The organism is Paenibacillus ottowii (assembly GCF_006874425.1).
Taxonomy (GTDB): domain Bacteria; phylum Bacillota; class Bacilli; order Paenibacillales; family Paenibacillaceae; genus Paenibacillus; species Paenibacillus ottowii.
Map to the genome: position 1 here is coordinate 13854 of NZ_VIJZ01000010.1, position 17793 is coordinate 31646.

Consider the following 17793-nt stretch of genomic DNA (forward strand, 5'->3'; position numbering starts at 1 on the left):
GGGAGTAGGCATGCTGGCTAAACGTATTATTCCCTGCCTGGATGTAAAGGATGGCAGGGTGGTTAAGGGCGTTAATTTTGTGAACTTACGCGATGCGGGTGATCCGGTGGAACTGGCTGCGCTTTATGACCGGGAAGGGGCGGACGAAATCGTATTTTTGGATATTTCCGCTTCGGTTGAAGGCCGTGCCACAATGGAAGAAGTAGTTCGCCAGACAGCCGGGGAAATTGCCATTCCTTTCACCGTAGGTGGCGGGATATCTCATGTCGACGATATGAAACGCATTTTACGTGCTGGTGCTGATAAAATAGGCGTAAATACGGCGGCTGTTCGTAACCCGCAGCTGATTGCAGAAGGTGCGCGCAGCTTTGGTTCACAATGTATCGTTGTTGCCATCGATGCCAAGTACAATGAGGCGTGGGGCGAATGGGAAGTATACACGCACGGAGGCCGCACGCCATCGGGTATTCGAGCCTTGGCCTGGGCCAAGGAAGCAGAGCGGCTGGGGGCCGGTGAGATTCTGCTGACCAGCATGAATGCAGACGGAACCAAGGATGGCTTTGACCTGCCGCTGACTTCCGCGGTTTCGGATACCGTAGGGGTTCCAGTGATTGCTTCCGGCGGTGCAGGCAAACAGGAGCATTTCTATGACGTGTTTACGTCAGGCAAGGCGGATGCTGGATTAGCAGCAACGATTTTTCACTATAAAGAAATCGGAATCCCTGAGCTGAAACGGGATTTGAAGCGCAGAGGAGTGGAGATACGATGAGCAGTGAATTGAACCAACAGCTATCTCTGGAGCAGATATTGGATAATGTCCGCTGGAATGAGGCAGGGCTTGTCTCGGTGATTGTGCAGAATGATGCTACGCTTCAGGTGTTGACGCTGGCCTATATGAACCGCGAGTCGCTGAAGCTGTCTTTGGAGTCAGGAGAGACCTGGTTCTGGTCACGTTCCAGACAGGAGCTGTGGCACAAGGGGGCAACTTCTGGGAATACGCAAAAGATCTCTTCCATCCAGCTTGATTGTGACGGCGACGCTCTATTGGTGCGTGTCATTCCAAGCGGTCCTGCCTGTCATACAGGCGCAACGAGTTGCTTTTCTCGTGATATTTCCGCGCCAGGGACAGCCGTAACACCTGCTGTAGGAAATGAAGGAGCTCAGTTGACAAATCGTACCGATGTGATTTCCAGTGTTTCAGAAGGTCGTTTTGAGGTGCTTGCCCAATTGGAGGCAATTATTAAGGAACGCGAGGAGACACGTCCTGAAGGAGCCTATACGACCTATCTCTTTGACAAAGGCGTAGACAAAATCCTGAAAAAGGTTGGCGAAGAAGCCTCCGAGACCATCATTGCAGCCAAAAATAAAGATAATGAAGAGTTGCGCCTGGAGGTCAGCGACTTGATTTATCACCTGTTGGTGCTGTTGCAGGAGCGCAAGCTACCACTCGATGACGTGCTGGCTGAGCTGAATCGACGTCATGAACGCCCTCGTCGTGATTAGGACGTGTGCTGCATTGTATGAAAGGGGAGGGCTGCATGAAAATTGACTATCATACGCATCATTCTCGCTGCGGGCATGCGATAGGAAGCCTGGAGGAGTATGTACAGCAGGGGATTCGACTGGGGCTGGATCAGCTGGGCCTGTCCGATCATATGCCGCTGCTGCATGTAGAACCGGCCAACTATTATCCAGAAATGGCGATGCCTATGGATGAGCTGCCCCGATACGTGGAAGAATGCTTGGATCTGAAGGAGCGCTATAAAGAGCAAATTGATATTCGTGTTGGTTTGGAAGGCGACTACATCGAGGGCTGGGAACGTGAAATCGAAAATATCATCCATGCATACCCATGGGATTATGTAATTGGTTCCGTTCACTTCCTCGGTGAGTGGGATGTCACTGACTTCCGTCAGGTACACCATTGGGAAGGTAAAAATGTGCTGGAGGTGTACCGCTCGTATTATGACGCGGTTTCCAAGGCGGCCGCGACCGGTTTGTATGACATCATGGGTCATTTGGATGTCATTAAGCGCTTCGGCTATCATCCGAAGCCAGAGGAAGAGGAGGAGTTGCGTGAATTGGAGCGCTCCGCACTCTCAGCCGTAGCCCGCAGCGGTCGGGCTATGGAACTGAATGCCTCAGGGCTTTCCAAACCCTGTGCTGAAATGTTCCCGAGCCGTCGCATGCTGGAGGAGGCTTTTACGCTAGGTATCCCTTTAACCATCGGCTCGGATGCTCATGATCCGGCAAAGCTGGCTGAGCACCTGGAGAAGGCGCGCGCGCTTTTATATGAGGTTGGCTATCGCGAGCTTGCTGTATTTGAGCAACGTGAACGTTCACAGGTTCCGCTGACGTTATAATACTATATTAAATGTTGTATCCAGTAACTAGCCGAACGCTCCTTTTATACAGGGAAAATGCGCTCGGCTATTTAGCGTATTTTTGTATATGTATCTATCGGGGTACGAGCACGAAACCGTTTTTTGGAATAAGGCAGGATCGACTGTCAAGTCGTTTTGAAGTTGTGGTATACTGAAGGGTATGAACATGTCAGTTACTTTTAAAGGAGGTGCCTTGGTTATTTATGAAAGGGAAACATCTGCGAGTTTCGGAACCTAGCCCTAAGATTATTGCTTTGCGTTTCGACGCATCTTTCTTTTTTGAGAAAGCTGTGCGCTCGCTTGATCGCAATCATTATGACAAGGCATTGAAATATTTTCGCAAAGCCGTTGAATATGAACCGGATAATCCGGTGAATCATTGCAATATGGCGGGTATATTATCAGAGATGGGGGATTATGCAGGTTCAAATGAGATCCTATCCTCTGTTCTGAGTGACGTAGACTCGTCAATGACAGAATGTTATTTCTATATGGCGAATAATTACGCTAATATGGAGCAGTTTGAAGAAGCGGAAAAAGCATTGGTCACGTACCTGGAGGAGGACGAAGAAGGCCAGTTTCTTGATGAAGCCGAGGAGATGATGGAGCTGCTCTATTATGAGCTGGACCGTCCAACGAAGCTGAACCGTATTAAGGCCCGGCAGGGAGTGGTCGAGCATGATCAGGCCCGTGTTCTGCTGGAGGAAGGAAAGTTTGCTCAGGCAGCCCAACTGCTTAAGCAAATTTCTGAGGAGCAACCTGACATGTTCGCTGCGCGGAATAATCTGGCGCTAGCGTATTACTACATGGGATTGTTCCAAAATGCTAAGGCTACCATTATTCAAGTGTTGGAGGATGAGCCGGGTAATTTACACGCATTGTGTAACTTGGCGATTTTTTATCAGCACGAAGGCGGCGGCCCGGAATTGGATCGTCTGGTTCAAACCTTGGCGGTCACAATACCGTTTCAGGAGGAGCAGGTATTCAAGCTGGCGACTACTATGGGGATTCTCGGACGCCATGAGGAGGCCTACAGACATTTCCGTAGATTGCTTCATGGCGGTGGAGAGAACAAAGCGGACGCCTCTTTGTACCATTACACGGCGGTAGCTGCCAGCAATACGGGAAGATACGCGGAAGCTCGGCGGTTATGGAGTCATTTGCAAAAGCAGGATGCCTCTTCGGAGGTTCCGAGATTTTTCCTGTCCAGATTGGAAGAGCTTCAGCAGGAAGGTACACCGCTGCAAGTGCTCAGCTATCATTATCATCTCCCGTTTGAGGAGCAATTCCGCATGTGGGAGAAGTTTGGCGCTGAGCAGGTACCGGACAGTATGAAGAAGGACCCGCTAATCCGATCATCTTTCTTCTGGGCCTTGCGTCACGGAGACCGGGCGACTCAGCTTCAGGTCATTCAGGCGTTAAGCCTGATCGGTGACGATGAGGTTCGCCAGGCACTGGAGTCCTTTGTAGAAGATCCGGATCAGGATAGTGAACTCAAACGCCGTGCTTTGCAAGTATTGCAAGAGCTGGCAGAGCGGAATGAACAGAATACACCTACGGATACAGAGCATCCTGAGCGGTTGGAGGCTGAAAAGGCTCCATATGCAACTGAAGGTGATAGCTGTGCTTCGCCAGTTGATCCACAATGGCAGGCCGTGCTCGATAAGGTACTGACCGTCACGAACAAGTCATCCGATCCGGCCATGCAGCATGATTTGAGATCACTTTGGCTGGAGTATTTGGATCGGCTTGCTCCAGAAGTTCCGATGGTTCAGCATACTGAGGGGTGGGCAGCTGCGCTGGAGTATTTGACAGCCAAGATGCATCATCATTCAGTCACCTATCAGGAAGTAGCCGACCGCTATGGTATTTCCGTATCGACCGTAAGCCGCTACGCACGTCAAATTGACAGCGTGTGTGGTATCAAGCAGAAGCTAAAGCAGCCGCTCTCCACGTTTAAAAAGCAGGTCTAGGACCTGCTCCAAACATCACTTAAAGGAGGCAACAAACGTATGTATAAATCCATAATTATTGGTACAGGTCCTGCAGGTTACACAGCCGCTATTTATTTGGCACGCGCCAACATGAATCCGCTGATCATCGAAGGAATGCAGCCCGGTGGGCAGCTTACCACAACGACTGAAATTGAAAATTTCCCGGGTTTTGAGCAGGGTATCCTCGGACCTGAACTGATGGATAACATGCGCAAGCAGGCCGAACGTTTTGGTGCTGAGTTTACTTCCGGTTGGGTGGAAGAAGTGGATTTTAGCAAGCGCCCTTTTAAAGTGAAGGTAGAGGGTAAAGGCATCATTGAAGCGGAGTCGGTTATTATTGCTACAGGTGCGTCCGCCAAATATCTTGGCATTCCAGGTGAGCAGGACAATGTAGGTCGTGGAGTTAGTACCTGCGCAACGTGTGATGGCTTCTTTTTCCGTGGTAAAAAGATTATCGTAGTCGGCGGTGGCGATTCGGCCATGGAGGAAGCGAGCTTCTTGACTCGTTTTGCTTCCAGCGTAACCTTGGTCCATCGTCGCGACGAGTTGCGGGCATCCAAAATTATGCAGGACCGCGCACGTGAGAATGAAAAAGTACATTGGGCATTAAACCGGACTCCTCTGGAAGTTGTGACGGGAGAAACTGGCTTAAAGGGCCTGAAAGTACACAATAATGAGACCAACCAAGATGAGCTGATCGAGGCAGATGGCGTGTTTGTGGCGATTGGCCATACACCGAACACAGGCTTCCTGAACGGACAAATTCATACCGATGAACACGGCTACATTGAAGTGAAGCCGGGTACGACGGAAACGAACATCCCGGGCGTTTTTGCCTGTGGGGATGTACAGGATAACCGTTATCGCCAAGCCATTACAGCTGCGGGAACGGGCTGTATGGCGGCTATGGATTGCGAAAAGTATCTTGAAGGCAGCTCTGTCCACGACTGGAGCGAATCACTGGATCAATAAAGAGTGTCTATAATACACAAAGTGGCTAATATGAGGCTAAAGAACCCTCGTCCAAGCCGGATCTTTTGGTACAGTAAGAGAAAGCCTGGTGCATTTGCACAGGCTTTCTCCTTTTTTTGGGGACATGAGGTTAAAAGTTCAGCTAATCGTACATTTTTCAACAGGCAAGTGTCCTTGACCGTAACGGGGGCTTCAATTATAGTTGGAACGTAGGAATACTATTATGAGGCAGGAATTTTAAGCTATATTTCATACCAGATTTTTAAGTAAACATAAAAGGTGGCTTGGAACATGTCTGAAAGTATCTATGTAGGTGTCGATTTGGGCGGTACCGCGATTAAAGTCGGCATTTGTAATGAAAACGGACAGCTTTTGCACACATATGAGGGACCAACTGAAACCGATAAAGGTGTAGACGTTGTCATTGGTAATATCGAAAAATATGTGCGGCACATTGTTGAGGAATCTCCTTATGAGTGGGATCAACTAAAGGGTGTCGGTGCAGGTGTTGCAGGTTTTACGAATGTTCGTGATGGTATTATTGTCCTCGCTCCTAATATTGGCTTTCGTGACGTACCGATCCGTGCGCTCCTAGAGAACCGGATTGGCAAGCCAGTGAAAATAGACAATGATGCGAATGTTGCTGCGCTAGGTGAGGCTTGGGCTGGTGCAGGCAAAGGCATAGAAAACTGCGTATGCTATACCCTGGGTACAGGAGTAGGTGGCGGTATCATTATAAACGGTAGAATATATCAAGGTTTCTCAGGCATGGCTGGGGAAATTGGTCATATCAGTGTCGTACCTGATCTGGAGGCCATTCAGTGTGGATGCGGTAAAATGGGTTGCTTGGAAACGGTATCTTCCGCAACAGGCATCATTCGTATGGCCAAGGATGCTGTGGAACGTGGCGACCGGACCTCTCTGGCGCTGGAAGAACACATTGCCGCCAAGGAAGTATTTGATGCTGCTAAAGCCGGGGATGAAGTGGCGCTGCGCATTGTGAACCGGGCTGCCTTTTATTTGGGGAAATCTATGGCAGCGGTTGCCGCTGTGCTTAATCCAGAGTTGTTTATTATAGGTGGCGGTGTGTCTAAAGCAGGCGACTTTTTGTTTGAAGAGATGCGTCGCGTATACGCCAAGCTGGCGCCTGAACCGCTTCAACAAGGGGTATATATCGTACCAGCGGTACTAGGCAATGACGCGGGTATCGTAGGGGCTGCAGGGTTGCTGCTACGCTCCTAATCCACAGTTGATAGTACGAATACTGGCATAGAGCGAAGAAGCAAAAGGAGAGGGAAGTCCATATGACAGACAATGTAAAAAATGCTGCGCCGTGGGCAACGCTCATTATTATTACAGGGATGTCAGGCGCAGGGAAGACCATTGCGGTACAGAGCCTTGAAGATTTGGGCTTCTTCTGCGTTGATAATTTGCCCCCTGTGCTGATTCCCAAATTTGCCGAGTTGATTGAGCAGTCTAACGGTAAAATAGGCAAGGTGGCTCTTGTCATTGATTTACGCGGACGGGAATTCTTTACCGCCTTGTCGGAATCGCTTAATTATATTAAGGAACATTTTACAATTCATTGTGAGATTTTATTTTTAAATGCAAATGATGGTGTTCTTGTACAGCGGTACAAAGAAAGCCGTAGACGGCATCCGCTTGCTCCAGAGGGTATGCCTTTGGATGGGATTCGGTTGGAGCGTAAGATGCTGGAAGAACTCAAAAACTCCGCTACACAGGTTATTGATACCAGTGTGATGAAGCCTGCAACCTTAAAGGCGAGGATTATTTCGCGATTTTCCCATCTGGAGAGCAGCATGCTGTCTGTGAACATTACATCTTTTGGCTTCAAATATGGTATTCCCATTGATGCCGATCTTGTATTCGATGTGCGCTTCCTGCCGAATCCCCACTATGTGGACCAACTGCGCCCACACACGGGACAGGATAGCGATGTATATGATTATGTCATGAAATGGCCTGAGACTCAGGCGTTCCTGACCAAGTTGCTGGATATGTTGCATTTTTTGATTCCGCAGTATCGCAAAGAGGGTAAAAGTCAGGTCATTATCGGTATTGGCTGTACTGGCGGTAAGCATCGTTCTGTTGCAATATCGGAGTATTTAGGAAAAATGCTGGGTGCCAGCGAGACAGAATCCGTTTCTGTTTCGCATCGGGATGCTGATCGGGACCGGCATTAATGAGGTGAAATCATGAAAGAGACCGGATCACAACGGGAGCGCCCGCGTATTGTTGTTATGGGCGGCGGAACCGGCTTGTCCGTCATGCTGCGGGGCTTGAAGCAAAAGCCGCTGGATATTACGGCTATTGTTACAGTCGCTGACGATGGCGGAAGCTCCGGGATATTGCGCAGTGAGCTGCAGATGCCCCCTCCGGGGGATATCCGCAATGTGCTGACTGCCTTGGCTGACGTGGAACCAGTCATGTCAGATATGCTAAAATACCGTTTCGGTGCCGGATCAGGATTGTCAGGCCATAGTCTGGGAAATCTGATCCTAGCAGCGATGACTGATATATCAGGGGATTTTGTAACGGCGGTGCGCGAGCTTAGCCGTGTATTTGCTGTCCGGGGGCGTGTGCTTCCGGCGGCTGAGGAAGGCGTTGTGCTGAACGCCGAAATGGAGGATGGCACGGTAATCACCGGGGAGTCCAAAATCCCGGAAGCGGGCGGACGAATCAAACGTGTTTTTCTCGAACCGACTCACGTGGAGCCGTTGCCTGAGGCCGTAGAGGCTATTAATGAAGCCGATGCGATTTTGATTGGTCCCGGCAGTCTATATACTAGCATTTTGCCAAATTTGCTTGTACCGAAGCTTGCTGAGGCTGTGGTGAAATCAGATGCTATCAAAATATTTGTCTGCAACGTGATGACACAGCCAGGGGAAACTGACGGCTATACGGTGGGGGATCACCTGCAAGCGATCTATGAACATGTAGGACATCATCTCTTCGACTATGTCATAGTAAATAACGGGGAAATTCCACCTCAAGTACAGGAGATGTATGCCGAGCAGGGAGCTAAGCCCGTTCAAGTAGACATGGGCGAGCTGGCTGATCGAGGATATAAAGTAGTGGCAGATACATTAGTTCTGTTCCGTACGTATTTACGGCATGATGCCGACAAATTGAGCCAGCATATTTACCAATTGGTACAAAACTGGATGTTAAGAAGGAGGTGAGTCCCTTGTCCTTTGCGGCACAAACGAAAAAAGAGCTTACAATGATTGAAAGCCAGCCCTGCTGTGAAAAAGCAGAACTGTCTGCGCTCATACGTATGCTCGGATCCGTACAACTGTCGAATAAAAGGGTGATATTGGACGTGTCCACAGAAAATGCCGCGATTGCAAGGCGGATTTACTCCTTGATCAAAAAGCATTTTCAACTTCACATCGAACTGCTTGTACGGAAAAAAATGCGCTTGAAAAAAAATAATGTGTATATTGTTCGTATTCCCAATGGTGTACAAGAGCTGCTAAAGGAGCTTTATATTGTCTCAGAAGGTTTCTTGTTCACTGACGGGATTAATCGTGATATCATTCGGAAAAACTGTTGTAAGCGGGCTTATCTGCGGGGGGCCTTTATGGCAGGTGGCTCTGTGAATAATCCAGAGGGGTCGTCTTACCACCTTGAAATTTCTTCGATGTATGAGGAGCATTGTCAGGCGCTAGTGGATCTTGCTAATGAGTTCCATCTCAATGCCCGCTGTATTGAGCGTAAAAAGGGCTTTATTCTCTACATCAAGGAAGGCGAGAAGATCATTGAGCTGCTCAGTATCATTGGAGCCCACCAAGCTTTGTTCAAATTTGAAGATGTACGCATTATGCGCGATATGCGCAATTCCGTAAATCGGATTGTTAATTGCGAAACAGCTAATTTGAACAAGACGATCGGAGCTGCTGTCCGGCAAATTGAAAATATCAAGCTGCTGGAAAGGGAAGTGGGGTTGGAGACCTTGCCGGATAAACTGCGTGAAGTGGCAGAAATTCGGCTCGCTCATCCTGATTTGAATTTGAAAGAAGTCGGAGAAATGCTCAAAGGGGTCGTGAGTAAATCGGGCGTAAATCATCGACTTCGCAAAATTGACGAGATGGCTGACAAAATCAGAGGAGAAAACGGCCTAATTCCGTAAAAAGAGGGGTTGTGGGGCTCTTAGCCCCGGTTTTTTTAGTTTTTTTTCTAGTGTCTGTCCCGGGTTAATGTTATAATGTGATAAATAAAATGGAGTAAATAGCGTCCAGATTTATTTGATGAGGGGGTAAGCTAACATGTCAAAACATCCAGTAGTCGTACGCTTGAAAACAGGACTGCACGCCAGACCTGCTGCGTTGTTCGTACAGGAAGCGAATAAATATTCATCTGAGATTTTTGTGGAAAAAGAAGACAAAAAGGTTAATGCCAAGAGTATCATGGGTATTATGAGCCTCGCCATCAGTACAGGTACTGAAATCAACATTAGTGCCGAAGGTGCGGACGCCGAACAGGCTGTAAACGCTTTAGTAAGTCTGGTTAGTAAGGTAGAGCTGGAAAATCAATAATCGAACATTTGCTTTGTGATAATATGATGTATGCTCTTAGCGGAAAGCCCCCTTTGGGGCTTTTTTTGTATCCAGAAAATAAGCTCAGCAAGCCTACCATATAAGCTATTTATGTATATTTTTTTGCATATAGCGACTGCGTTCAGTCCAAGCTACATTTAATTGATTCCTCTGTGGTAATGCTCTGTCTCGGAAATTTAAATGCTCGATTGCAACCTTTTCCCGTCTTTTCCGTCTGGAAGGTACACACATTTTCAAGAAAGAGGTTGAATATGATGAAAGTTTGGACAAAAACAGTGAGCACAGCAATGATTGCGGGAGCATTATTGGTCGGAGGAGTAGCAGGAGGGCTATGGACGGGAGCTGATCGCGCTTATGCTGCAACAGCTGCGACGACGAATGGTGTAATCAACGTGAGTGGAAGTGGTGAGATAATGGCCAAGCCAGATATCGCTTATCTCTCTATCGGTGTGCAATCGGAAGGAAATACTGCTGCTGCTGCTCAAAAAGCCAATGCTGCAAAAATAAACAAGATCACACAACTGTTGAAAGAAAAATGGAGCATTAGTGCAGCCGATATTCAGACAAGTCAGTTCTCTGTACAACCTAACTATACTTATAACGAAAAAGAAGGGCAGAAGCTCAAAGGCTATATGGCCAACCATACACTTTCAGTGAAATACCGCAATTTGGATAAAATCGGTCAGCTGCTGGATGAGGCTACAAACTCAGGAGCAAACAACGTAGATAATGTACAGTTTTCCGTTGAGGATCCTTCCACCTATGAGGAAGCGGCTATTGCAAAAGCGTTGGATAACGCTCAATCCAAAGCTAGTGCTGTAGCAAAATCAGCTAAACGCGGTTTAGGTGCTCTGGTGAATGTGACAGTAGATGGCGGGGAAGCTCAGGTTTATACACAACGTGAGAATGCCATGTCCAAATCAATTATGGATATGAGTGGTGGAACACAGATTCAGTCCGGTCAAGTGACGGTGAAAGTCCAAGTTTCGGCCCAGTATGAAATGAACTAGTATAGAACATTAAACGGAGCCGCAAGCACCTGCAACATTGCAGGATGACTTGTTGGCTTCTTTTGTCTATTGAAACTATTTTGTAATGAGTCTGTCATAGCCGAGGGCTGTTAGGTGTACAGATTGAAATCAGTGAGTGTACATATTGTAAACTACATACAACAGGGTATAGATATAATGAGAAAAGTGATCAAAACACATAGATAGCACAGATTTACAATGGGAGGAATACTTACGATGAACAAGCATACGAAAAAATGGGGCTCAGCTCTACTGGCAGCGGGAATTTTGGCAGGGGTTGCGGTTGTTCCCGTTTCCTATATTGAGGCAGCATCGACCAAACAGTTAACAACTTCACAACAACCGGGAATCTCTATTCAATGGAATGGCAAAACATTAACGACCAAAGGAATCCAGATCAACGGGAACACGCTCCTTCCTGTGGCAGCCCTGCGCGACAGCTTGGGAATTCCGGTAAGCTATGACACCAAAGAAGCGGCATATACAGTGGGTAGTGGGTACAACAAACTCTATATCGTGGTCTCCTCCTCAGATGCCTATGGTAATGTGAACGGTATCAGCACGCGTAGCATGGACGCTAAAATGATCGCCGGGAAGCTGTACATTCCTATGAGTCTGCTGAAAGACTATCTGGGTATTGATGCGCAGTGGAATGCAGCTCAGAAAACAGTAACATTAAGTAAAGCTCAGCAAAATTCACTCACAATAGCATCTCAAACGCTTCCAGCTTCGAGTAATGCCAAGGTGTCTTATAAGATTAAGTACCCGCAAATCAGCGGTAGCCAGCTGAATCCTGAGGCTCAACAGGCCATTAATAATGTGCTTAAAAAGCATGCAGAGGGAGTATTGGCAGCAGGCAAAAAGATGATGGCAGAGGGAGGGGCTACAACAGACAGACCGTATGAGTTTGGGAATGATTTTGCGATTGCCTATAACAAAGATGGTATTCTGAGTGTGATTATGCAGGACTACTCGTATACAGGCGGCGCACATGGCATGACAGCACGTAAAGGGTACACATTCTCGCTTGCTGATGGTAAGCTGCTGCAATTATCTGACGTATTGAAGGCAAATCCGAACTACAAAAAGTTCCTTAATGCTGATTTGAAGAAAAAGGTTGATGGGCTCCAGGGTGGAGACGGTTTTGACAAATTTAAAGAGTTGGCAGCAGATCAGAATTATTATGTGACCAACAGTGGCGTAACCATCGTGTTTGATTTGTACGAATATGCACCATACGCGTATGGAATTCCGGAGTTTACCTACTCGTTTGCTCAACTGCTGCCTCAGGGCGGGAAGCCTTTTGCGGGACAAAATCAATAAATTGAATTATCTATATTAAAAAATAATAGTAAATAAAAAGGCTGCCTACCGGATATAAAAATCCTGAGGCAGCCTTTTTATTTACCAGCTATTCAAAGCTGAATCACTTATCTTATACACCTTCTGGAGAGGAGCTAGTTAACACTTTATCAATAATACCGTATTCTTTGGCATCATCAGCGGACATGAAATAGTCACGGTCTGTGTCTTTTTCGATGCGTTCCAGTGGTTGACCTGTGCGATCTGCGAGAATGCGGTTCAATTTGTCACGCATTTTCAGAATGCGACGGGCACGAATTTCGATATCCGTTGCCTGTCCTTGTGCCCCACCCAGTGGTTGGTGAATCATAATTTCACTGTTTGGCAAGGCAAAACGTTTGCCCTTGGCACCTGCATTCAGCAAGAAAGCACCCATGGAAGCAGCCATACCTACACAAATCGTAGATACATCAGGTTTAATGTATTGCATCGTATCGAAAATGGCCATACCAGCTGTGATGGAACCGCCAGGACTGTTAATATACAAGTGAATGTCTTTTTCAGGATCTTCAGCAGCCAAAAACAGCATTTGTGCAATAATTGAGTTGGCTACAACGTCATTGACGTCCGAGCCCAACAAAATAATGCGATCCTTCAACAATCTGGAATAAATGTCATAGGCGCGTTCGCCGCGGTTACTTTGCTCTACTACCATAGGAACATAGCTCACGTCAAAAAACCTCCCTTAAATATCATTAGTGGATTTGGTGGATATGCAAATTACATATCCCTTTTATAAACTGTTACCGTATTAACCACATGATAAACAATTTCAAACAAAAAGTCAAAGAAAGTCAAACTATTGATTAAAAAAAAGAGCACTTAGCGCTCTTATTGGTTAAAAACATTATATGGAACAATAGTCAATTGTATAAAGTGGCGCGCCCGCGAGGAATCGAACCTCGATCTCAGGCTCCGGAGGCCTACGTCATATCCGTTGGACCACGGGCGCACAAATGAATCACAACAAGCAACTAACTAATTAATTGGAAACAAAAATGATTATATGATATACGGCATTGAATTGCAAGCTTTTATTACGTGCGCATATTCACATAAAAAGTTGAGAAATATAGGATCAGATAGACTTGCATGTGAAGCAAATATTGGTTAAGATAGACGTGGGACTTAAAAAGTTATCCCGGGACATTTTAAGACCAGTTAGAGATATAGCATAGAGACAGAACTTAGAAGTGTGCGGGAGTGGAAAGCATGCGAAAGATATTAGAAATACAGAAGCAGCTTCTGCCCGACCTCATGGATGTTTTGAAAAAAAGGTACACGATCCTGCATCAGATTATGTTGTCCGAAGTGATTGGACGCAGAACACTGGCAGCTTCACTGGACATGACCGAGCGCGTACTGCGCGCTGAGACCGATCTCCTTAAAGCGCAAGGGTTAATTGAGATTGAGAGTGTGGGCATGAAGGTGAGCAAAGCAGGACTGGATCTGCTAGAACAGCTGGAGCCGATAGCGAACAACTTGTTCGGCCTGTCCCAATTGGAGGATCAGATTCGTCAAGCCTACGGCTTGAGGAAGGTGGTTGTCGTTCCAGGGGATTCGGATGCTTCACCGTTAGCGAAGCAGGAACTGGGCCGTGCGGGCGCAAAGGCGCTGCTGAGTGTTATGGATGACGAGGACGTGGTCGCTGTAACAGGTGGCACGACGATTGCAGATGTAGCGGAACAACTGACATTACCTGCTAACGGCCCGCTTAAGGGTGGATGGTTTGTTCCGGCACGCGGGGGTTTGGGAGAGAGCATGGAAATGCAGGCAAACACAATTGCTTCCACGATGGCTCGCAAGGTCGGCGCTCAATACCGTCTGCTCCATGTACCGGATTTGCTCAGCAATCATGCTTACAACTCCTTGCTTGAGGATACGAATATTCAGGATATATTGAGCCTGATTCGAGAGAGTCGTATTATCATTCACGGGATAGGCAACGCCATAGCAATGGCCCACAGACGCAAGCTTGACCCTGAAACCTTTGCCCAGATCAGCAATGAGGGCGCGGTTGCCGAATCGTTTGGCTATTATTTTAACGAAGACGGCGTCGTTGTTCATAGAATGCTGACGCTTGGACTCCGATTGGAGGACATCAGGCGTACGGAGACGGTGCTGGGTGTGGCTGGAGGCAAGAGCAAGGCGGCTGCTATTCATGCGGTACTGCGTTTCGGGCAGGAAGACATCCTTGTCACCGACGAAGGCGCTGCTGCCGAGATTGTAAGCCGTTATTTAAGGAATTAATATGATTTTTTAATTGTGTTGTCTTGACGGGCTTTCGGGTCTGTCTTGAATATATAAAATTAAACTAAACGAACTTTGGGAGGAACTCACTCATGACAGTTAAAGTTGGTATTAACGGTTTCGGACGTATTGGACGCCTTGCTTTCCGCCGTATTCAAGACGTGGAAGGTATTGAAGTAGTAGCAATCAACGATTTGACAGATTCCAAAATGCTGGCACATCTGCTGAAATATGATACAACACAAGGTACTTTCCAAGGGGAAGTAGAAGTACATGATGGTTTCTTCAAAGTAAACGGTAAAGAAGTTAAAGTTTTGGCTAACCGCAACCCTGAAGAACTGCCTTGGGGAGACCTGGGTGTAGACATCGTTCTGGAATGCACAGGCTTCTTCACAACTAAAGAAAAAGCTGAGCTTCACTTGAAAGGCGGCGCTAAGAAAGTTGTTATCTCCGCTCCAGCTACTGGCGACATGAAAACGGTCGTTTACAACGTAAACCATGACATTCTGGACGGAACTGAAACTGTAATTTCCGGTGCTTCTTGCACAACTAACTGCTTGGCTCCTATGGCTAAAACACTGCAAGACAAATTCGGTATCGTTGAAGGCTTGATGACTACAATTCACGCTTACACTGGCGACCAAAACACTTTGGATGCTCCACATGCTAAAGGTGACTTCCGTCGTGCTCGCGCAGCAGCTGAAAACATCATCCCTAACACTACTGGTGCTGCTAAAGCAATCGGTCTGGTTATCCCTGAACTGAAAGGTAAATTGGACGGTGCAGCTCAACGCGTTCCAGTACCAACAGGTTCCCTGACTGAGCTGGTAACAGTTCTGGAGAAAAACGTAACTGCTGAAGAAATCAACGCAGCGATGAAAGAAGCTTCCGATCCTGAAACTTACGGATACACTGAAGATCAAATCGTTTCTTCTGACATCAAAGGTTTGACTTTCGGTTCCTTGTTTGATGCAACTCAAACTAAAGTTCTGACTGTTGGCGACAAACAACTGGTTAAAACTGTAGCTTGGTACGACAACGAAATGTCCTACACTGCACAATTGATCCGTACGTTGGAATACTTCGCTAAATTGGCTAAATAAGAATTTTCTTATCGAGCAACATCATAGAGCGGAAACAGGTGTTATTGTTTCCGCTCTTTATATATCAAAATGTGCCTTAAATTCCTGTTTCGTAAAATTATAAGGGTGCGGAGGAATATGGAGATGAACAAAAAGAGCGTACGTGATATAGAACTGAATGGAAAACGGGTGTTTGTGCGTGTAGATTTTAACGTTCCGGTTGAGGATGGTAAAATTACAGATGACAAGCGTATTCGCGAAACCTTGCCAACGATTAACTACCTGATTGAAAAAGGTGCAAAAGTTATTTTGGCGAGTCACTTTGGACGTCCAAAGGGTCAAGTCGTTGAATCCATGCGTCTGACTGCTGCTGGTGTACGTTTGTCAGAACTGCTCAATAAGCCTGTTGTTAAGGTGGACGAAGCAGTTGGTGAGGCTGTTAAAGCGAAAGTGGCTGAACTGAAAAACGGCGATGTGCTATTGCTTGAAAATGTACGCTTCTACCCAGGAGAAGAGAAAAATGATCCTGAACTGGCGAAGCAATTTGCTGAATTGGCTGACATTTTCGTGAATGATGCTTTTGGTGCAGCACACCGTGCTCATGCTTCTACAGAAGGTATCGCGCATTTCCTTCCGGCTGTTTCCGGCTTGCTGATGGAAAAAGAGTTGTCTGTCATTGGTAAAGCTCTGTCCAATCCAGATCGTCCTTTTACAGCCATTATTGGCGGTTCCAAAGTAAAAGACAAAATCGACGTCATCGACAACCTGCTGAACATTGCAGATAACGTAATTATTGGCGGCGGTTTGACTTATACATTCTTCAAAGCTCAAGGTTATGAAGTAGGTCAATCTTTGCTGGATGAATCCAAACTGGACGTAGCTCTTGGATTTATTGAAAAAGCGAAGAAGCTCGGCAAAAACTTCTACCTTCCTGTGGATATCGTGATCTCTGACGATTTCAGTGCTACAGCGAACACAAACATCGTGGATATCGACGGCATTCCTGCAGATTGGGAAGGCGTGGATATCGGACCGAAAACTCGTAAAATCTATGCAGATGTTATCAAAAACTCCAAATTGGTTGTTTGGAATGGACCAATGGGTGTATTTGAAATCGAGCCTTTCGCTGGCGGTACTCGTGAAGTAGCAGAAGCTTGTGCAACAACAGATGCATACACCATCATTGGTGGCGGTGACTCTGCGGCTGCAGCTGAAAAATTCCACTTGGCTGACAAAATGGATCACATTTCCACTGGCGGCGGCGCATCTCTGGAATTCATGGAAGGCAAAGCACTTCCAGGTGTCGTTGCACTTAACGATAAATAATCAAACGCATTGCGCGTAATAAAGGCTTTAGGGCACCTAATAGTTAGGAGTTGAAACCATTGAGAACACCGATTATCGCGGGTAACTGGAAGATGTTTAAAACGGTACCAGAAGCTAAAACCTTCATCGAAGAGATCAAAGGTAAAGCAGAGGTTGCAGGAGTGGAGAGCGTTATCTGTGCTCCATTTACAAATCTTCCTGCTCTGGTTGAAGCAGTAAAAGGTACATCTATTAAAATTGGCGCACAAAATCTGCATTTTGCAGAAGATGGTGCGTTTACAGGTGAAATCAGCGGCAGAATGTTGCAAGACCTGGGCGTAGATTACGTTGTAATCGGACACTCTGAACGCCGTGAGTATTTCAACGAAACAGACGAAACAGTGAACAAAAAGATTCATGCAGCATTCCGTCACAGCCTGACTCCAATCGTATGTGTAGGCGAAAAGCTGGAAGAACGTGAAGCAGGTCAAACCAAAGAAGTTGTCAAAGTGCAAACTGTAGCAGCTTTTGCTGGTCTGGCTAAGGATCAAGCGGCACAAGTCGTGGTTGCTTATGAGCCAATCTGGGCCATCGGAACAGGCAAATCCTCCACTTCGCAGGATGCGAATGAAGTGACTTCCTACATCCGTAGTCTGATTAAAGAGCTGTACGATGAAAATACAGCAAATGCTGTACGTATTCAGTACGGTGGTAGTGTAAAACCTGAAAATGTTACTGAGTACCTGGGTCAAAGCGATATCGACGGCGCGCTCGTGGGCGGTGCCAGTCTTCAACCGGCGTCGTACATCGCGCTTGTTGAGGGGGCGAAGTAA

The 17793-nt window shown here is 46.9% G+C and carries 17 protein-coding genes and 1 tRNA gene; 16 read left to right on the forward strand and 2 right to left on the reverse strand.

Features of this window, described 5'->3' with window-relative positions:
• Positions 1-10: 10 nt before the first annotated feature.
• The 12 genes from hisF (at position 11) to FKV70_RS20790 (ending at position 12284) form a co-directional block, all read left to right on the forward strand.
• On the forward strand, positions 11-769 hold the full coding sequence (gene hisF / locus FKV70_RS20735; protein WP_142614113.1) for an imidazole glycerol phosphate synthase subunit HisF: 759 nt from the start codon (positions 11-13) through the stop codon (positions 767-769).
• Positions 766-1503: a bifunctional phosphoribosyl-AMP cyclohydrolase/phosphoribosyl-ATP diphosphatase HisIE gene (hisIE, locus tag FKV70_RS20740; protein ID WP_142614115.1), complete on the forward strand. Its 738-nt coding sequence runs from the start codon at positions 766-768 to the stop codon at positions 1501-1503. Before hisF ends, hisIE begins: the two co-directional genes overlap by 4 nt.
• 35 nt (positions 1504-1538) lie before the next feature.
• Positions 1539-2363, forward strand: coding sequence for a histidinol-phosphatase HisJ (hisJ, locus tag FKV70_RS20745; RefSeq protein WP_142614117.1), 825 nt, complete (start codon positions 1539-1541; stop codon positions 2361-2363).
• Positions 2364-2587: 224 nt separating this feature from the next.
• The gene (locus FKV70_RS20750; RefSeq protein ID WP_142614120.1) at positions 2588-4357 is read left to right on the forward strand and encodes a tetratricopeptide repeat protein; all 1770 of its coding nucleotides are present in this window, start codon (positions 2588-2590) and stop codon (positions 4355-4357) included.
• Between the two features lie 39 nt (positions 4358-4396).
• On the forward strand, positions 4397-5350 hold the full coding sequence (gene trxB, locus FKV70_RS20755) for a thioredoxin-disulfide reductase (protein ID WP_142614122.1): 954 nt from the start codon (positions 4397-4399) through the stop codon (positions 5348-5350).
• 291 nt (positions 5351-5641) lie between these two features.
• Complete coding sequence (locus FKV70_RS20760; RefSeq protein WP_063212512.1) at positions 5642-6592, forward strand: ROK family glucokinase; 951 nt, start codon at positions 5642-5644, stop codon at positions 6590-6592.
• A gap of 62 nt (positions 6593-6654) precedes the next feature.
• Positions 6655-7554 (forward strand): RNase adapter RapZ, encoded by a 900-nt coding sequence (gene rapZ / locus FKV70_RS20765; protein ID WP_063212513.1) that lies wholly within the window; start codon positions 6655-6657, stop codon positions 7552-7554.
• A 12-nt stretch (positions 7555-7566) separates the two neighbouring features.
• The gene (locus FKV70_RS20770; RefSeq protein WP_063212514.1) at positions 7567-8553 is read left to right on the forward strand and encodes a gluconeogenesis factor YvcK family protein; all 987 of its coding nucleotides are present in this window, start codon (positions 7567-7569) and stop codon (positions 8551-8553) included.
• Between the two features lie 5 nt (positions 8554-8558).
• Positions 8559-9503 carry a DNA-binding protein WhiA gene (gene whiA / locus FKV70_RS20775; RefSeq protein WP_013368810.1) on the forward strand — a complete coding sequence of 315 codons (945 nt, stop codon included), beginning with the start codon at positions 8559-8561 and terminating at the stop codon, positions 9501-9503.
• 136 nt (positions 9504-9639) lie between these two features.
• On the forward strand, positions 9640-9909 hold the full coding sequence (locus tag FKV70_RS20780) for an HPr family phosphocarrier protein (protein WP_013368811.1): 270 nt from the start codon (positions 9640-9642) through the stop codon (positions 9907-9909).
• A 275-nt stretch (positions 9910-10184) separates the two neighbouring features.
• A complete protein-coding gene (locus tag FKV70_RS20785) occupies positions 10185-10940 on the forward strand; it encodes an SIMPL domain-containing protein (protein WP_142614323.1) in 756 nt (251 codons plus the stop codon).
• 237 nt (positions 10941-11177) lie between these two features.
• On the forward strand, positions 11178-12284 hold the full coding sequence (locus FKV70_RS20790; protein WP_142614124.1) for a PdaC/SigV domain-containing protein: 1107 nt from the start codon (positions 11178-11180) through the stop codon (positions 12282-12284).
• A gap of 112 nt (positions 12285-12396) precedes the next feature.
• Here the strand turns inward: FKV70_RS20790 and clpP are convergent, their stop codons facing one another.
• Together clpP and FKV70_RS20800 are read right to left on the reverse strand one after the other, a co-directional pair.
• On the reverse strand, positions 12397-12993 hold the full coding sequence (clpP, locus tag FKV70_RS20795) for an ATP-dependent Clp endopeptidase proteolytic subunit ClpP (protein ID WP_013368815.1): 597 nt from the start codon (positions 12991-12993) through the stop codon (positions 12397-12399).
• A gap of 207 nt (positions 12994-13200) precedes the next feature.
• Positions 13201-13275 (reverse strand) — tRNA-Arg (locus FKV70_RS20800).
• Positions 13276-13535: 260 nt separating this feature from the next.
• Here FKV70_RS20800 and FKV70_RS20805 point away from each other — a divergent pair.
• The 4 genes from FKV70_RS20805 (at position 13536) to tpiA (ending at position 17793) form a co-directional block, all read left to right on the forward strand.
• Entirely contained in the window at positions 13536-14573 is a 1038-nt protein-coding gene (locus FKV70_RS20805; RefSeq protein WP_063212519.1) for a sugar-binding transcriptional regulator, read from the forward strand.
• Positions 14574-14665: 92 nt separating this feature from the next.
• The gene (gene gap, locus FKV70_RS20810; protein ID WP_063212520.1) at positions 14666-15676 is read left to right on the forward strand and encodes a type I glyceraldehyde-3-phosphate dehydrogenase; all 1011 of its coding nucleotides are present in this window, start codon (positions 14666-14668) and stop codon (positions 15674-15676) included.
• A gap of 123 nt (positions 15677-15799) precedes the next feature.
• Positions 15800-16981 carry a phosphoglycerate kinase gene (locus tag FKV70_RS20815; RefSeq protein ID WP_064797356.1) on the forward strand — a complete coding sequence of 394 codons (1182 nt, stop codon included), beginning with the start codon at positions 15800-15802 and terminating at the stop codon, positions 16979-16981.
• A 59-nt stretch (positions 16982-17040) separates the two neighbouring features.
• A complete protein-coding gene (gene tpiA, locus FKV70_RS20820; RefSeq protein ID WP_142614126.1) occupies positions 17041-17793 on the forward strand; it encodes a triose-phosphate isomerase in 753 nt (250 codons plus the stop codon).

What these genes read in the sequence shown, in the direction of transcription:
- FKV70_RS20760 (WP_063212512.1), top strand. Translation starts at nt 5,642, where the DNA reads ATGTCTGAAAGTATCTATGTAGGTGTCGATTTGGGCGGTACCGCGATT.
- FKV70_RS20815 (WP_064797356.1), top strand. Translation starts at nt 15,800, where the DNA reads ATGAACAAAAAGAGCGTACGTGATATAGAACTGAATGGAAAACGGGTG.
- trxB (WP_142614122.1), top strand. Translation starts at nt 4,397, where the DNA reads ATGTATAAATCCATAATTATTGGTACAGGTCCTGCAGGTTACACAGCC.
- rapZ (WP_063212513.1), top strand. Translation starts at nt 6,655, where the DNA reads ATGACAGACAATGTAAAAAATGCTGCGCCGTGGGCAACGCTCATTATT.
- FKV70_RS20790 (WP_142614124.1), top strand. Translation starts at nt 11,178, where the DNA reads ATGAACAAGCATACGAAAAAATGGGGCTCAGCTCTACTGGCAGCGGGA.
- FKV70_RS20780 (WP_013368811.1), top strand. Translation starts at nt 9,640, where the DNA reads ATGTCAAAACATCCAGTAGTCGTACGCTTGAAAACAGGACTGCACGCC.
- FKV70_RS20770 (WP_063212514.1), top strand. Translation starts at nt 7,567, where the DNA reads ATGAAAGAGACCGGATCACAACGGGAGCGCCCGCGTATTGTTGTTATG.
- hisF (WP_142614113.1), top strand. Translation starts at nt 11, where the DNA reads ATGCTGGCTAAACGTATTATTCCCTGCCTGGATGTAAAGGATGGCAGG.
- hisJ (WP_142614117.1), top strand. Translation starts at nt 1,539, where the DNA reads ATGAAAATTGACTATCATACGCATCATTCTCGCTGCGGGCATGCGATA.
- FKV70_RS20805 (WP_063212519.1), top strand. Translation starts at nt 13,536, where the DNA reads ATGCGAAAGATATTAGAAATACAGAAGCAGCTTCTGCCCGACCTCATG.
- FKV70_RS20750 (WP_142614120.1), top strand. Translation starts at nt 2,588, where the DNA reads ATGAAAGGGAAACATCTGCGAGTTTCGGAACCTAGCCCTAAGATTATT.
- gap (WP_063212520.1), top strand. Translation starts at nt 14,666, where the DNA reads ATGACAGTTAAAGTTGGTATTAACGGTTTCGGACGTATTGGACGCCTT.
- hisIE (WP_142614115.1), top strand. Translation starts at nt 766, where the DNA reads ATGAGCAGTGAATTGAACCAACAGCTATCTCTGGAGCAGATATTGGAT.
- FKV70_RS20785 (WP_142614323.1), top strand. Translation starts at nt 10,185, where the DNA reads ATGAAAGTTTGGACAAAAACAGTGAGCACAGCAATGATTGCGGGAGCA.